9 protein-coding genes are annotated in these 14,724 nt (G+C 72.0%); 3 read left to right on the plus strand and 6 right to left on the minus strand.

Going from position 1 to position 14,724, the window contains the following annotated elements; all coding sequences use genetic code 11:
* Positions 1–5: 5 nt before the first annotated feature.
* Complete coding sequence (locus JOD63_RS10890; protein ID WP_045274330.1) at positions 6–1,700, minus strand: HAD family hydrolase; 1,695 nt, start codon at positions 1,698–1,700, stop codon at positions 6–8.
* 143 nt (positions 1,701–1,843) lie between these two features.
* On the opposite strand from JOD63_RS10890, the gene JOD63_RS10895 reads away from it, so the two are divergent.
* A complete protein-coding gene (locus JOD63_RS10895; protein WP_045274331.1) occupies positions 1,844–2,857 on the plus strand; it encodes a LacI family DNA-binding transcriptional regulator in 1,014 nt (337 codons plus the stop codon).
* Here JOD63_RS10895 and JOD63_RS10900 read toward each other — a convergent pair.
* From JOD63_RS10900 to JOD63_RS10915, 4 genes are all read right to left on the minus strand, one after another.
* Positions 2,847–4,046 (minus strand): SseB family protein, encoded by a 1,200-nt coding sequence (locus JOD63_RS10900; RefSeq protein WP_052682300.1) that lies wholly within the window; start codon positions 4,044–4,046, stop codon positions 2,847–2,849. The genes JOD63_RS10895 and JOD63_RS10900 overlap by 11 nt on opposite strands.
* 258 nt (positions 4,047–4,304) lie before the next feature.
* Positions 4,305–6,803 (minus strand): ATP-dependent helicase, encoded by a 2,499-nt coding sequence (locus JOD63_RS10905; protein ID WP_045274332.1) that lies wholly within the window; start codon positions 6,801–6,803, stop codon positions 4,305–4,307.
* 62 nt (positions 6,804–6,865) lie between these two features.
* A complete protein-coding gene (locus JOD63_RS10910; RefSeq protein ID WP_211088099.1) occupies positions 6,866–7,567 on the minus strand; it encodes a LuxR C-terminal-related transcriptional regulator in 702 nt (233 codons plus the stop codon).
* Complete coding sequence (locus tag JOD63_RS10915) at positions 7,536–8,834, minus strand: ATP-binding protein (protein ID WP_245617927.1); 1,299 nt, start codon at positions 8,832–8,834, stop codon at positions 7,536–7,538. Before JOD63_RS10915 ends, JOD63_RS10910 begins: the two co-directional genes overlap by 32 nt.
* Before the next feature lie 151 nt (positions 8,835–8,985).
* Between JOD63_RS10915 and JOD63_RS10920 the strand changes: the two genes are divergently transcribed.
* Together JOD63_RS10920 and JOD63_RS17815 are read left to right on the plus strand one after the other, a co-directional pair.
* Positions 8,986–10,728 carry a PspC domain-containing protein gene (locus tag JOD63_RS10920; protein ID WP_084613323.1) on the plus strand — a complete coding sequence of 581 codons (1,743 nt, stop codon included), beginning with the start codon at positions 8,986–8,988 and terminating at the stop codon, positions 10,726–10,728.
* Positions 10,725–11,231 carry a hypothetical protein gene (locus tag JOD63_RS17815; protein ID WP_245243908.1) on the plus strand — a complete coding sequence of 169 codons (507 nt, stop codon included), beginning with the start codon at positions 10,725–10,727 and terminating at the stop codon, positions 11,229–11,231. The genes JOD63_RS10920 and JOD63_RS17815 overlap by 4 nt, the downstream gene beginning before the upstream one ends.
* 174 nt (positions 11,232–11,405) lie before the next feature.
* On the opposite strand, the gene JOD63_RS10930 is transcribed toward JOD63_RS17815, so the two are convergent.
* Entirely contained in the window at positions 11,406–14,537 is a 3,132-nt protein-coding gene (locus JOD63_RS10930) for a hypothetical protein (protein WP_045274334.1), read from the minus strand.
* Positions 14,538–14,724: the final 187 nt, after the last annotated feature.

Consider the following 14,724-nt stretch of genomic DNA (forward strand, 5'->3'; position numbering starts at 1 on the left):
GGGGGTCAGGCAGAGACGACCGCGAACGCGGACGCCGGTCGGGTGGACTGAGGATGCGCGGCCTCGATGAGGGCGAGCAGGTCGCGGGCGCCGTCGACCACGTGGGTGACCGCGGGTCCGGGAACGGATGCGGCGGCACGGCCGGCAGCGAGCGCGTCGAGGGCGTCGTCGGGGGTGGACCCGCCGCGCACGATCACACGACCCGCGATCCCGGCGGCCTGGGCCGCCGCGGCGTCGTTCTCGGGCTTGTCGCCGTAGAACCAGCTGCGAGCGGGGTCGGCGACCACGGTTCGCACCGCTTCATCGACGATGGAGCGGTCGGGCTTTCGCACACCCACCTCATCGGAGCAGACGAACACCGAGATCAGCTCGTCGAGGCCCTGGTCGGCGCACTCGGCGCGCACCGCGCGCCCGCTCACCGTGTTCGAGACGACGACCACGGGCATGCCGAGGTCGCGGCATCCCTCGAGCAGGTCGCGCACGCCCTCACGCGGGGTGCGCCGGCTCTTCGCGCGGCCGTACCGGAACATGAGGTCGTGAGCCTCGGCCTCGAGCACCGCGCGGTGCCGCGGCGAGAGGTCGGCGCCGGCGAAGTCGCGCCAGAACGTCACCGGGTCGATCTCGGTGATGGTCGCTCCGAGCGCCCGGTGCTCGCCGATGCGGGCGCGCTTGAACTCGCCGTGGCGCTGCTTGGCGGCATCCAGCGCCCGCTCGACCTCGTCGGTGGTGATCGCCTCGCCCGACCGCGAGAGGAGCGCGGCGAGGAACTCGACGAACTCCGCGCGCAGCGCGGGGTCGGGCTGCGACGTCGAGATGACGCCGCCGTGGTCGATGAACAGGGCGGGTCGCCGGTGCGTGGCGGGCATCGGAGCGACGGATGCCGCCGGCCCGAGGCGCACTGCGGGCTCGGCGGCGGCGAGCGCGGCGGCCAGTCCCTCCGGGGTCTCGAACACGGCGTCCGGCCGCGCGTCGACCGCGAACGGCGGGTTGTGGGTGTGCTTGCTCGCGGTGAGCACGACGGCCTGCACACCGGCGCGGCGCCCGGCCACCACGTCGCGGTCCATCGTGTCACCGACGTACCAGGTCTCGGACGCGGTGAGGCCGAGACCGGTCGCGGCCAGCTCGATCATGCGCGGGTGGGGTTTGCGCATGCCCACCTCATCGGAGTACACCTGCACCGCGAACGCGTCGGCGAGTCCGGCCCGGGCGAGAAGTCGCCGGTGGCTGCGGCCCGAGTGGGCGTTCGAGACGATGCCCACCGGAATGCCGCGACGCCGCGCCTCGGCGAGAAGGGCGGCGATGCCCGGCCGCACGGTGTGATCGGAGAGCGCCGTGTTCAGATCTGCCAGCACCTCTGCGGCATCGGCGACGAGCACGTCGCGCGGGCCCTCGGGGAGATCGGCCGCGATGAAGTCGCCCACGATCTCACGGTGCGTCATCTCGCGCGGCTCCAGGCGCCTGCTCGACGCGTGCTTCCAGTGCCCGAGCGCGGTGAGCGCGGCGTCGAGCGATGCCCGCAGCGCCGTGCGGTCGGCGCGATGACCCGCCCGCTCGATGCGCGCCGCGAGCAGGTCGGCGGCGGCAGCCCGGCCGTCGGGCAGCTTGCGGGTCTGGAAGACGACACCGCCGAAGTCGAGCAGCAGCCCGCGCGGGGCGACGCGCAGCGCGTCGGGGATGTCGGTCGTGAGGGAGGAGTCCATAGGGGCCTTTCTGCGCACGGCAGCGGCGCGCGGTGTCGACGTTAGGGACGCGCGGTGGACCGCCAGGCACCGGATGGTGAACATGCGTGGAACGCTCCAGCTGGAAGAACTGGAACGCTCCAGCCGCTGGTAGAACGGTCGCTGTGACTTCTCCCCTGCGACGCCCGACGATCGTCGACGTCGCGAAGGAGGCGGGCGTCTCGAAGTCACTGGTCTCGCTCGCCCTGCGCGACGGTCAGGGGGTCGGAGCATCCACCCGCCGCCGCATCGTCGAGGTCGCCGAGCAGCTCGGCTACCGGTCGAACACGTGGGCCGCCAGCCTCGCGCGCGGTCGCAGCCATCTCATCGGCATCGTCGTGAACGACCTGCACAGCGGGTACCACACCGACATCGTCGACGGGATCGAGGATGCCGCGGCCTCCGACGGCTTCGCCGTGGTTCTCAGCCACGGCCGGCGCGATCCGGTGATCGCCGCCGCCCGCCTCGATTCGCTGGGCGGCATGGGCGTCGAGGCGATCGTGGTGGTGTCGGGGCAGATCGACCGCCGCGACCTCGAGCGCGCGTCGCGTTCACGCCCCGTCGTGGTCGTCGGGCGCCCGCACGAGGTGCCCGAGGGCATCGGACAGGTGTCGAACGACGACCGACTGGGCGCGCGCCTCGCCGTGCACCATCTCGCCGCGCTCGGCCACCGCCGCATCGCCCACGTGACCTCGTCGCGTCGTCCTGCTGCCGAGGAGCGACGTGAGGCGTACCTCGAGACGATGGAGCAGCTGGGACTCGCCGAGCACGCCGAGATCCTCGAACCGGATGCCGCGGTCGCGCGACTGAGCGATCCGGCGGGCTGCCCGTCGGCCGTGTTCGCCGCGAACGATCGCCTCGCCCGCGACCTGGTCGGCGCGGCATTCGACGCCGGCGTCGACGTGCCGGGGGCGCTCAGCGTGGTCGGCTACGACGACACCGACCTCGCCCGGGCCCTGCGCCCCGCGCTCACAAGCGTCGAGCAGCCGCGTCGCGACATGGGCCATCGCGCTTTCGCGCTCGTGGGCTCGCTCCTCGCGGGCGACCAGGTGCGCCACGAGGTCATCGAGCCGCGTCTCGTCGTGCGCGACTCGACGACGGCCGCCGCCGGGTGGACGGTCGCCGGCGTCAGCCGATGAGGGCGAGCACCGGCTGCAGGTCGTCGCGGGTGAGGCGGATCCACGGGCCGGCCGGGTCGACGATCACGCCGGTCAGTCCGGTGTCGCCGTTCAACGCCGTGGCGAGCTGCTTCGCCGTCACCGGCGCGGCCTGATCGCGACGGCCCATCACGGCCACTTCGAGCGGGTGCGTGTACACCTCGAGGTAGCGCGAGCCGTCCTTCGAGCGTCCTTCGGCGATGCCCGGGCGATCGCTCGGGCCCTTGCCGACGGCGACCCACAGGGGCGCATCCTGCAGCGCGGCGACGACGGATGCCGCGGTCTCGGGCGTGCGCTCGCCGGCGAGCAGCGACTTCACGGCGTGCTGCTCGTCGAACTTCTCGAGCATCTTCTCGAGCAGCTCGCGCGGCAGCACCGCACGCTGCGGCTGCGAGCCGTGGTCGATGATGAGACCGGCGTACGGCCCCGCGAGCACGTGGCGGATGATCGCCAGCACCGGCTGACCCATCGCCGAGGTGTCGGCATCGCCGTCGAGTTTGAGGCTCGTCTGCAGCGCCCTGCCGCCGCTGTAGGCGAGCGCGTACTGCTTGTCGCCGACGTTCGCGATCGCGAGGGGCAGACGCTTGCCCTCGGCGAGGAGTGCGCGGGCGTCGCCCTTCACCCGCAGGAACAGGTGCCCCTGCAGCAGCTGACGCGCCACGTTGAGAAGATCGGTCGCCGTCGCGGGGATGCTCAGCTGCGCGAGCGCCTCGCGCACGAGCACGTTGTCGCGCAGACCCGGGACGACCTCCGCGTCGGTCGGCGCCGTCTCGGGGCCGGGCGCGCGCGGGGTGATGACCGGCGCCGACGCCTTCGGGCCGAGCCCCTGGAACGTCGACAGCGACACCTGCACGGCGGGGTCGGCGGGAGGCGTCGCCTCGGCGGGGTCGGACCCGGCGGGGGTGGCCGTCGCCTCGGTGGCGGCTTCGGCTTCGGTGACGGTGTCGGCTTCGGCTGCGGCCGAGGCACCCGTCACGTCAGCGGCTGCCGCCGCGTCTGCGGCATCCGTCGCCGTTCCGGATGCGGGAGCGGTGCCTTCGGCGGGAGCGGTGCCCGAGTCGGGGGTCGTCTCGACGGCCGGCGCGACGTCTTCGTCGAGCGGCTGCGGTGCCGGCTGCTGCGAGCTGGGCTGATCGGTCGACTTCTTGGGACGGCGCGAGAACAAAGCCATTGTGCGAGCCTAACCCGCCGATGCGGCTCGATCGTTTCGTCTCGTCGCTGCGCTCCTCGCTCAACGCCCGCCCACGCCGCCCCGGACGTTGAGCGAGCGCAGCGAGACGAAACACACACCCGTCGGTCGTTCAGCGAGCGAAGCGAGACGAAACGCTCCCTCCTCGTTTCGTCTCGTCGCTGCGCTCCTCGCTCAACGCCCGCCCACGCCGCCCCGGACGTTGAGCGAGCGCAGCGAGACGAAACGCGCGCAACCGCCTCAGAGCTTGGTGATCGGCGCGATCTTGATCAGCAGCTTCTTGAGGCCGGCCTTCTCGAAGCGCACATGCGCGACGCGCTTCGCGCCCTCGCCGGTGACGGCGTCGACCTTGCCCTCGCCGAAGTCGTCGTGACGGATGCGGTCGCCCGGGCCGAGTTCCATGTCGCCGTTGTCGCGCACCTTGGCGGGGATGCGGTTGGCGAACTTCTCGAGGTTGCCGCTCGGCTCGCGACGGGGAAGCGGCACGAGGTCGTCGCCGTAGCGCTTGCCCGATCCGCCGAAGCCGCCCGAGCCCGACCCGCCGCCGGGCCGGCGTGCGTTGAGCGCCCGCGACTGCATGCCCCCGCGTGAGTTGACGTCGCCGGGCGACTGGCGCCAGTGCAGCAGGTCGGCCGGGATCTCCTGCAGGAAGCGGCTCGGCATCGCCACGGTGACCTCGCCGAACTGGGCGCGGGTCATCGCGAGCGACAGGTACAGGCGCTTGCGGGCGCGGGTGATGCCGACGTAGAACAGCCGGCGCTCCTCCTGGGGTCCGCCGGGCTCGTTCGCCGAGATGCGGTGCGGGATGAGGTCTTCTTCGACGCCGGTGACGAACACCGCGTCGTACTCGAGTCCCTTCGCGGTGTGCATCGTCATGAGCGACACCGAGCCCGTCGCGTCGTCGAGGTCGTCGGCATCCGACACCAGGGCCACCTCGGTGAGGAAGTCGAGCACCGTGCCCTCGGGGTTGTTGCGCGCGAACTCGCGGGCAACGGCGACGAGCTCGTCGAGGTTCTCGACGCGGGCTTCGTCTTGCGGGTCTTTGCTGGCGCGCAGGGCGTCGTAGTACCCGCCCTTGTTCAGCAGCAGCTGCAGCCCCTCGGCCACCGCGGTCGGCGGGGCGAGCTCGCCCGATGCGGGCAGCATCTTCTCGGAGGCCTCGGCGAGCACCAGGTCGAGGTGCGCGATCGCCTTCTGGATCTTCGGCCCGACGCCGAGCGCCGAGGAGTTGCCGAGCGCGTCGCGGAAGGTGATGCCCTCGTCGGCGGCGTAGCGCGAGATCGTCTCGATCGTCACGTCGCCGATGCCGCGGCGGGGCTTGTTGATGATGCGTCGCAGTGCCATCTCGTCGGCGGGGTTCGCCACCGCGACGAGGTAGGCGAGCGCGTCCTTGATCTCGGCGCGCTCGTAGAACTTGGTGCCGCCCATGATCTTGTACGGCACCGCGGCGCGGATGAAGATCTCTTCCAGCGCTCGCGACTGCGAGTTGGTGCGGTAGAAGACCGCCATCTGGCTGTAGTCGACCCCGGCGCGGCGCAGCGCCTCGGTCTCGTCGGCGACGAACTGGGCCTCGTCGTGCTGCGAGTAGCCCGTGAAGCCGACGATCTGCTCGCCGGCGCCCACGTCGGTCCACAGCTTCTTGTCTTTGCGGTCGAAGTTGTGCCCGATCACCGCGTTCGCCGCCGAGAGGATCGTCTGCGTCGACCGGTAGTTCTGCTCGAGCAGCACCACCTTCGCGCCGGGGAAGTCCTTCTCGAACTCGCTGATGTTGCGGATGTCGGCGCCGCGGAACGCGTAGATCGACTGATCGGAGTCGCCGACGACGGTGAGGGATGCCGCGTCTTCGGCGGCCGGCTCGGCCTCGAAGATCATCATCCCGCCGCCCGCCGCGTAGGGCTCGGCATCCGACCCGATCGGGCGGGTCAGTTCGCGGATCAGCGCGTACTGGGCGTGGTTGGTGTCTTGATACTCGTCGACGAGGATGTGCCGGAACCGGCGCCGATACACGTCGGCCACCTTCGGGAACGCCCGGAACAGGTAGACAGTCTGCGCGATGAGGTCGTCGAAGTCGAAGGCGTTCGCCTTCTGCAGCTCGCGCTGGTACGCCCCGAAAAGCTCGACGAACACCCGCTCGGCGGGGTCGCTCATGTTCACCGTGCGGGCGTACGACTCGGCATCGGCCAGCTCGTTCTTGAGCTTCGAGATGCGGCTCTGGGTGGCGGCGGGGGTCAGGCCGAAGGCATCCGCCTCGTGCTCCTTCACCAGTCGCTTGATGAGCGCGCGCGAGTCGCCCGAGTCGTAGATCGTGAAGGCCTTGGTGAAGCCGAAGTTGTCGGCCTCGCGGCGCAGGATCCGCACGCACGCGGAGTGGAACGTCGAGATCCACATGCCGCGCGCCGCCTCGCCGACGATCGACTCGACGCGTTCGCGCATCTCTCCGGCGGCCTTGTTGGTGAACGTGATCGCGAGGATCTGGCTGGGCCAGGCGTCTTTCGTGCGCAGCAGCGACGCGATGCGGCGGGTGAGCACGCTGGTCTTGCCCGATCCGGCACCGGCCACGATGAGCAGGGCCTGCCCCCGGTAGACGACGGCGTCGCGCTGCTGCGGGTTGAGGCCTTCGAGCAGGTCGCTGTCGGGGCGCGCGCCGGTGTCGTGGGCGGAGGCGCCAGGGCCGGCGTGCGCGCCGACGATGACAGGGACGGATGCCGCGCGCTGCGCGGCCGCGGAGGCGTCGGTCATAGCGTCACAAGTCTAGGTCGCAGCGGCGACACCGTCCGCGGCATCCCTCCCCTCCCCCGGCGTCAGAGCAGGCGACGAGCCGATGCCCAGGCGGTGAGCTCGTACCGCGACGACAGCTGCAGCTTGCGCAGCACCGCCGACACGTGCGACTCGACGGTCTTCATCGAGATGAACAGCTCGGCCGCGACCTCTTTGTAGGCATATCCGCGCGCGATGAGCCGCATCACCTCCTGCTCACGGGTCGACAGCCGGTCGAGCTCGTCGTTCGTCGTCGCCGTCTCGCCCACCGCGGCGCCGAACGCGTCGAGGACGAAGCCCGCCAGGCGCGGCGAGAACACCGCGTCTCCGCCGGCCACCGCGTGGGCTGCACGGCTCACCTCGATCCCGGACGACCCCTTGGTGATGTAGCCGCGCGCGCCGGCGCGGATCACGCGCACGACGTCTTCGGCGGCATCCGACACGCTGAGCGCCAGGAAGCGCGTGCCCGGCGACAGCGGCGCGGCTCCCCGGATGACGGCCTCGCCGCCCGATGCGTCGGGGACGGATGCCGCGGCTTCGCCCGACGGCAGGTGCACGTCGAGCAGCACGACGTCGGGCTGCGTCTCGGCGATCGCCTCGACAGCAGCGGCGACATCCGCGGCCTCGGCGACGACGACGATCGACGCGTCGAGGTCGCTGCGAAGCCCCGACCGGAAGATCGAGTGATCGTCGACGATCACGACCCGCACGTCGTCACCCACGGCGCCCCTCCGCTCCGTTCGCATCGGTCGCGAACCGCAGGTGCACCTCGGTGCCGCCGCTCGCACCACGCCGCACGGTGGCCGTGCCGCCGGCGCGACGCATCCGTCCGACGATCGATTCGCGGATGCCGAGGCGATCGGCCGGCACCGCGTCGAGATCGAATCCGGGGCCGCGGTCGCGCACGTAGACGTCGACGGCGGCGGCATTGCCCTCGATGTACACCGACACCTCGCCGCCGGCATGGCGGGCGGCGTTGAGCATCGCCTCGCGCGACGCCGCTGCGACCTCGCCACTCGCGCGCTCGGCCGGCAGCCCCGCCGAGACGACGTCGATGCGCACCGGGTAGTCGAGTTCGAGCGCGGCGGCGTAGTCGCGGAGGTCGGTCGGCAGGTCGCTGTCGGCCGGCGCGTCGCCGTCGTACAGCCAGGCGCGCAGCTCGCGCTCCTGTGCGCGGGCGATGCGGGCGACCTCGGTCGATGCGCCGGCGCGGTTCTGGATGAGGGCGAGCGTCTGCAGCACCGAGTCGTGCAGGTGCGCGGCCATCTCGGCGCGCTGCTCCTCACGGATGCGCCGCACCCGCTCCCCCGTCAGCTCCCGCCACTTGCCGATCAGGGTGGACGAATACACCAGCGCGAGCCCGACGATCGGCACGAACGCCAACAGGAACCCCGCCGCACCCGTGCTCTGCAGCGACGCCAGCTGGGCGATCAGCAGGATCGCCAGCACGGCGGTCACCGCGATCCGCACCGTCGTCTCGTGCCGCGGCCCACGAGCCACATCGCGTCGGTCGACGAGCGTCGCCCACACGCCGGCGGCCGCGGCCAGACCGGTGGTGACGAAGACACCCTGAACCCACGGCGTGAGCGGCCCGAAGACCACGCCGTTCGCGCCGAACAGCGCGACACCGGCGAGCGTGACGAGCATCGAAGCGCACGCGACACCGGTGAGGATCCACGCGACCGGAGCGCGCCGGGTGGGGGCATCCTCACCCTCGCCCGCGTCTGCCCACGGGGTGAACACCCACAGCCACGCGTACAGGAGCGCGCCGGCGCCCCAGAGGAACGAGGTGCCGACGAACAGCGCCCGCACGAGTCCGAGCGGCAACCCGAGGTGTGCGGCGAGGCCCGCCGAGACGCCCGACACGATGCAGGCGCGCGGGCGCTCGAGCGGCGGGCGCTGCGCCGGTGGGCCGTCGCCCGGGCGCGCATCGGCCGCCGCGCGAGCAGCAGCCGCGTGATCGCCGCCGGCACCCTCACCCACGGCGGCACGGCTGTCGTCTGAGATGCTCACGGTGACAGCATCCTCCGCGACCGCGTTCGATGTCATGCCCACATCACATCACGGGCACGGCGCCCCGACCCAGCGCCCCGGGTGAGGATCAGGGTCGGGTCAGGGGATCACCCCATGGCAGCGAGCGTCCACCGGGCGGCAGGCTGGAGCCATGACCGACACCACGTCTGCTCCCCCCACCGATCCGGGTCCGCCGCCACCCATGCCGGCCGGTCTTCCGTCGGGCTCGGATCGCTTCTTCTCGTGGGTGCGCGGTCTCGGCATCGTGCGGGCCGACGGGTGGCTGAGCGGCGTGTGCGGGGGGCTCGCGGCGCGCCTGCGCATCGACCCGCTGATCGTGCGCGGCATCGTCGTGGTGCTCGCCGTGATCGGGTTTCCGGCGCTCCTCGTCTACGCCATCGCGTGGGCGCTGCTGCCCGACGTGAACGGCCGCATCCACCTGCGCGAGCTCTTCCAGGGCCGGTTCGACCCGGCGATGGTCGGCATCCTCATCCTCACGATCGTCAGCTTCGTGCCGGTCGTGCCGTGGCTGTGGAACGCCGCACTGTGGCCGGTGTGGGCAGTCTTCGGCGTCGGCTCCCCCCTGGAGCCGTGGGGCATCTGGGACCTCGGCTCTCCCCTCGGCGGCTTCGGCGTGATCCTCGCGCTGGCGATCATCGGGGCCGCCACGTTCCTCATCGTCCGGTCGGCGCGTGCCGACCGGCGCGCCGAAGCATATCCTCCGCGACCGGCTTCCGCGGACGACGCATCGGCGCCTCCGGCCGCCCCCTCTTCGGGTGAGGGTGCAGCCACCGCCGTCGCGGCGGTTCCCGTGCAGGGCGACGCGGACTCGGGCGGCCCCGCGCCGGCCGAGTCCGCCGTCGGGACGGATCTGACGACGGATGCTGCTCCCGCAGCCGCGCTCGTCACACCGTCTTCGGGAGCATCCGTCGTCGCGGCACCAGACTCCGATGCCGCGCTTTCGGTCCCCCGTGTCGCTGACGCCGGGATCCTCACCCCGCCGTCTGCCCCAGGCGAGGCCAGTGACGAGGCGATTGCGCAGTGGCGCGCGAGCCATGAGGAGTGGCGCCGTCACGACCACGCGTGGCGTCGCAGCCAGCAGGATGCCGAGCGCGCAGCCCGCGAGCAGTCCCGCCGCGAGCGCGAAGCCATGGGAGTGGCCTGGGCGGCCGAGGTCGAGGAGCGCCGTCGCGTGCGCCGGGCGACCCGACCGCGGACGAGCTTCGCGTTCGTGCTGACGGCGATCGGCGCCGCCATCGTCGGCGGTGCCCTGGCCTCACTCGCGGCCCTCGGTTCGCCGGAGTCCGCCGACTACTCCGGCGCGATCGGCGCATTGGCGGCCGCCGCCATCACCGCGCTGGCGATGGTCGTCGCGGGCATCGCGCGACGGCGCAGCGGCTTCCTCACCGCCGTCACCATCGTGCTGCTCATCTCGGGCCTCGTCGCTTCCCTCGTCGGCGGGCCGCGGGCGGTGATGCTCGGACATTCCTCGCTCACCTCGCGCGCGAGCGACCAGTCCGTCAGCCAGGTGTTCGGGTCGACCGACATCTGGGTCGAGCCGCTCTCGGGCAGCCGCACCGTGGTCGCCGGCACGATCGACGTGCAGAAGCTCAACGGCAACACCTACATCACGGTGAACCCCGGAACCCAGCTCATCCTCGAGGCCCACCTCGGCGGCGGGTCGGTCAGCTACAGCCGCATCGACCAGGAGACCGGCGAGTTCGAGTCCGATGGAATCGTGTACCCGAGCACCGCCGCCGACGGCGCATCCGTCTACGACTGGTCGATACGAAACGGCGCGACACCGGGCCCCGTGACGCAGCAGCGCGTCGTGCTCAACCAGACCGTGGGCTCGGTCTACATCACCATCTTCGAACCGGAGGACGACCAGTGACCACCGCCGACGACACCCAGCCGCTCGAGCCCACCGGAGCCGACACCGCAGGACCCGACACAGCAGCTGCCGACGCCCCCGCTGTCGACACGCCCGCGCTCGACACTCCGGCTGTCGACACGACCGCTCTCGAGCCCCCGCTCGCTACCCCGCTCGAGCCCCCGCTCGCTGCGCCCCTCGCCGCGCCGCTCCCCGTGGCCGCCGACCCCGCGGCGCCCGCCACCGTTCCCGCTGCCGCGGCGCAGGCATCCGTCGCGACCCGACCCCGCACCCGCTGGGCCGCGATCATCTGGGGGCTGGTGCTCGCCGCGATCGCCGGATTCGGCGTCTGGACGCTGCTCGAGTCCGAGCGGCGCGAGGGGCTCGTCGACTGGCTGTCGACGCTGTCGGCGCCCGCGGCCATCGCCTACGTGGTGCTCGTCGTCGGCGTGCTCACGCTCGTGATCGGCGCGGTCGGCGTGGCGCGGCGCATCCAGCGAGCCGTCTCGCGCCCGCGCACGTGAGCGGCGGCGCCGGCTACCGGGCCCGCGGTCGCACGCTCTCCCCTCGGGGCCGCACCCCTGCCAGCCTCGGAGATCTCCGCAGCGGAGGATGATCCCGCGGCATCGGTCCTCCGCATCCGGGATCTCCGAGATTGCAGTGACGCGATCCGGCGCGCACAGCGCCGGCACCAGGGCCTACGAGTCGACGCCTGCGGGCGCGGCATCCTCGGTCTGGTCGACGAACGGGCGCTTGCCGGGCAGCGCGAGGATCGCACCGAGCACCGCGAGCCCGGCGCCGAGCACCGACGCGAACCACGGCGTCTCCACCGGGATCTCGAGGTACGTCGTGATCCCGAGGATGCGGGCGAGGCCCCACGGCAGCAGGCCCATCTCGTCGTTCCACTGGGTGAGCGCCGTCTCGAGCCCGATGGCGCCGATGATCACGGCGGGTACGGCGAGCGCGGCGCCGACGGCGGCGAGCACGAATCCGGTCGCGCGGCGGGCGCCGAAGTGGGTCGCGAGCGCCCAGCCTGCGGCGACGAACGCCCACACGAATCCAGCGAACGCGAGGGCGATGTAGATCGTGCGCAGCACCGGGTCGGTCCAGAACGCGAACCAGTATCCGCCCGGGCCGGTGAACGACAGGGCGGCGAGGGTGAGGATGCAGCGGAGTACAACCACTCCCCCGACCGCGGCGATGACCGGCCACGGCGAACGGCGACCGACACACAGCCGCACCACCAGCGCGAACACCAGCCATCCGCCGAGCGTGATCGCCAGGTGGCTCCACGACAGGAGCGACGTCTGCACGGCGCGCGTGGCGACGAGGAGGGCCGCCGGGATGCCGAGCATCAGCCACCGGTCGAGCTCGAGCATGCCGAGAGTCGACTCCCGCGCCCGCCACGGCCGGGTCGAGGCGATCCACGATGCGCGTGCCGCCGCAGCGCCGGGGCGGCGCACCAGGCGCGTGCGGGCGGCGAGCATGCCGATCACCACCCACGCGGCGGCGAGCACGAGCAGGATGCGCGCGATCCACGCCATCGCGAGGTCGCGCTCCGAACGCTCGATGCCGAGCTCGGCGGCGGTGAGGTTGTAGGCGGGGTGGTCGAGGTCGCCGGTGTACTTCTCGAGGTGCTCGGCGGCGAGCACCTCGAATCGGCTCTTCGCGTCTTCCCAGGCGGCATACGCGCCGGCCGACGCGGTGTCGTGCCACTCGCCGCGGTGCAGGATCGTCTCGCGGTACGCGCCCAGCAGCTTCAGCGTGTCGAGCTCGTAGCCGAGCGCGCCCGTCAGCGCGTCGCGCATCGCAGGATCGCGCCAGGTCGAGGCATCCGTCTCTTCGACCAGCGCGCTCATCCGCTCGGCTGCAGCCACCGCGTCGGCACCGCGCGCGATCGCGGCCTCGACCGCACCGTCACCGGAGTCGCGCACGACTGAGTAGAGCACGTCGAGCACGGCGGAATCTCCGGTGAGGATGTCCCACTCGAAGATCCACATCATGGGCGGGGGCTCGAGCCCGATGGCGAACACCCGCTTGTCGGCGAACTGCTCGATGTACAGACCCTGGCTGATGGCTTCGCGCGACGACGTCATCGCCCGGGCGATCGCCGACACGGTCGCCGGGTCGTCGGAGAACCACTCGCGCGCCCAGGCCGCGGTCACGGCCGAGACGTCGGCATCCGGATCCACGGCGAGCGCAGCCGCGAGCTGCGTGTTCAGCTCGTACAGCTGCCAGAAGCCCGACTTCAGGTACAGCGACATCGGTCCGGCGCGCCACGGCCCGCCGTCCTGCGTCCACACCCACGCGCCCTCGATGCGGTCGTTGGCGGCGAGCAGCTGCTGCATCGCCCACTGGTACTCCGCGCCGAGGTCGTTCGCGAAGGCGCCGAAGTTCTCGAACTCGCGTCTGCTCTGGAACTCGACGATGCGCCGCTGCTCGCCCTGCTCGAGCGTGTCGTTCAGCGGCAGCCAGCTGTAGAAGTCACCGAGCGTGTACTTGGTCGACACGATGAGCGCCGGCGAGTCGATGCCGCCGAGCACCGCTTCGTACGACTCCGCGTTCGTGTGCATGTCGCCCACCGCGCCGACCCCGACGCTCCAGGTGCGGAAGATCACCTCGCGGAAGGATGCCTCGGCCTGCGCCGTGAACGCTTCGAGCATGGCGCGCACGGCGTCGACGCTGGTGACGGCGAGCGCGGAGTACACGTCCCATCCGTCGACGTCGTACACGTCGCCGGCTTCGCCGATGCGGATGAGCACGCCGTCGAGCGCCGGGCTGGCGGCGTACAGCTCGTCGAGCCCGGCCGTGTAGGTCTGCCAGAACTCGGGATTCTCGGTGTCGAGCGAGCCGAACTCGGCCTCGAGGTGCTGCTGCAGCGGAGTCGTGAGCGCCAGCATGTCGGTGCGCAGCATCACCTGCACGCCGAGCTCGTCGGCGCGATCCCAGAACGGGGTGAACGCCTCGCGGAGGGCGAGCGCCTTGTCGCGGTGGTCGTCGCCCTCGGCGTACACCGGACCGCCCGGAGCGTCGTCGAACGTGACGAACTCGACGAAACCGGGGAACGCGACGGCATTGAACCCGTTGGCCAGCGAATGCCGCAGGAACACGTCGAAGTCGTCGTACGCCGCGGCGAGCGCCGCCTCGTCGATGTACGGCGCCTCGGGCAGGATCACGTCGGCGAACGCCTCCGACGCGTGCGAGTAGTCGGTGCCCGCCTCCCACGCCGCAGGGTCGGGCGTGACCCCCACAGCTCCGAGGTCGGTCATGCGCAGCGGAAGGACGGATGCCTCGTGCTCGCCGACGAGCCCCGCGACGGAGGTGCCGGCTCGAACTGCGCGCGCGAGGTCGTAGATCGCGCGGGTGACGCCGGCGTCGGTATCGGCCGTGATCCGGAGGGCGGCAGCGTCGCCGGTGAGGCTGTAGGAGTCGTGCGCGGTGTCGGCGGTGGCCGGGCCGGTGGAGTCCGGGGCGGACTCCGACTCGTCGCTTGCGGGGTCGTCGGCGCTGCCCGGTTCATCGTCGACGACCGGCGCGACCGACAGCGCGAGCTCGCCGCTGCGCTCCGGAGCATCCGCGATCGCGTCGAGCAGCTCGTCGACTGCCACGCCGACACGCTCCGTCGTCGGCACGTCGAGGGCCGTGATCTCGGGCGGTGCGACGGTCTCGGAGACCTCGGCGACCGTGGCAGCGGCGGGCTGCATCTGCTCGGCGGGCTCGGTGCGGATGCCGAGGGCATCGCCGACCGCGAGGCCGATGCCGGCGCCCAGCGCGACCAGCACCAGAACGGTGACCACAGCGAGGATGCCTCGCCGTGTCGCCCGCGTCATGGATGAAGCCTAATCCCCGGATCAGCCCTTCGATTCCGCGCGTGTCCCCGTCCCGCCCACCGCCCTCCCCGCGCCGAGTCGCTCCGCCCCCAAGATGTGGGTGCCCCTGCCCCGATCCTCAGGGTCGAAGCCCCGATTCAACCTGCTCCACCCCCAGAACCGGGCCTTCAAAGCCCAAATCCTGGGG

Origin of the sequence: Microbacterium terrae (assembly GCF_017831975.1) — a bacterium.
GTDB classification, from domain to species: Bacteria; Actinomycetota; Actinomycetes; order Actinomycetales; family Microbacteriaceae; genus Microbacterium; species Microbacterium terrae.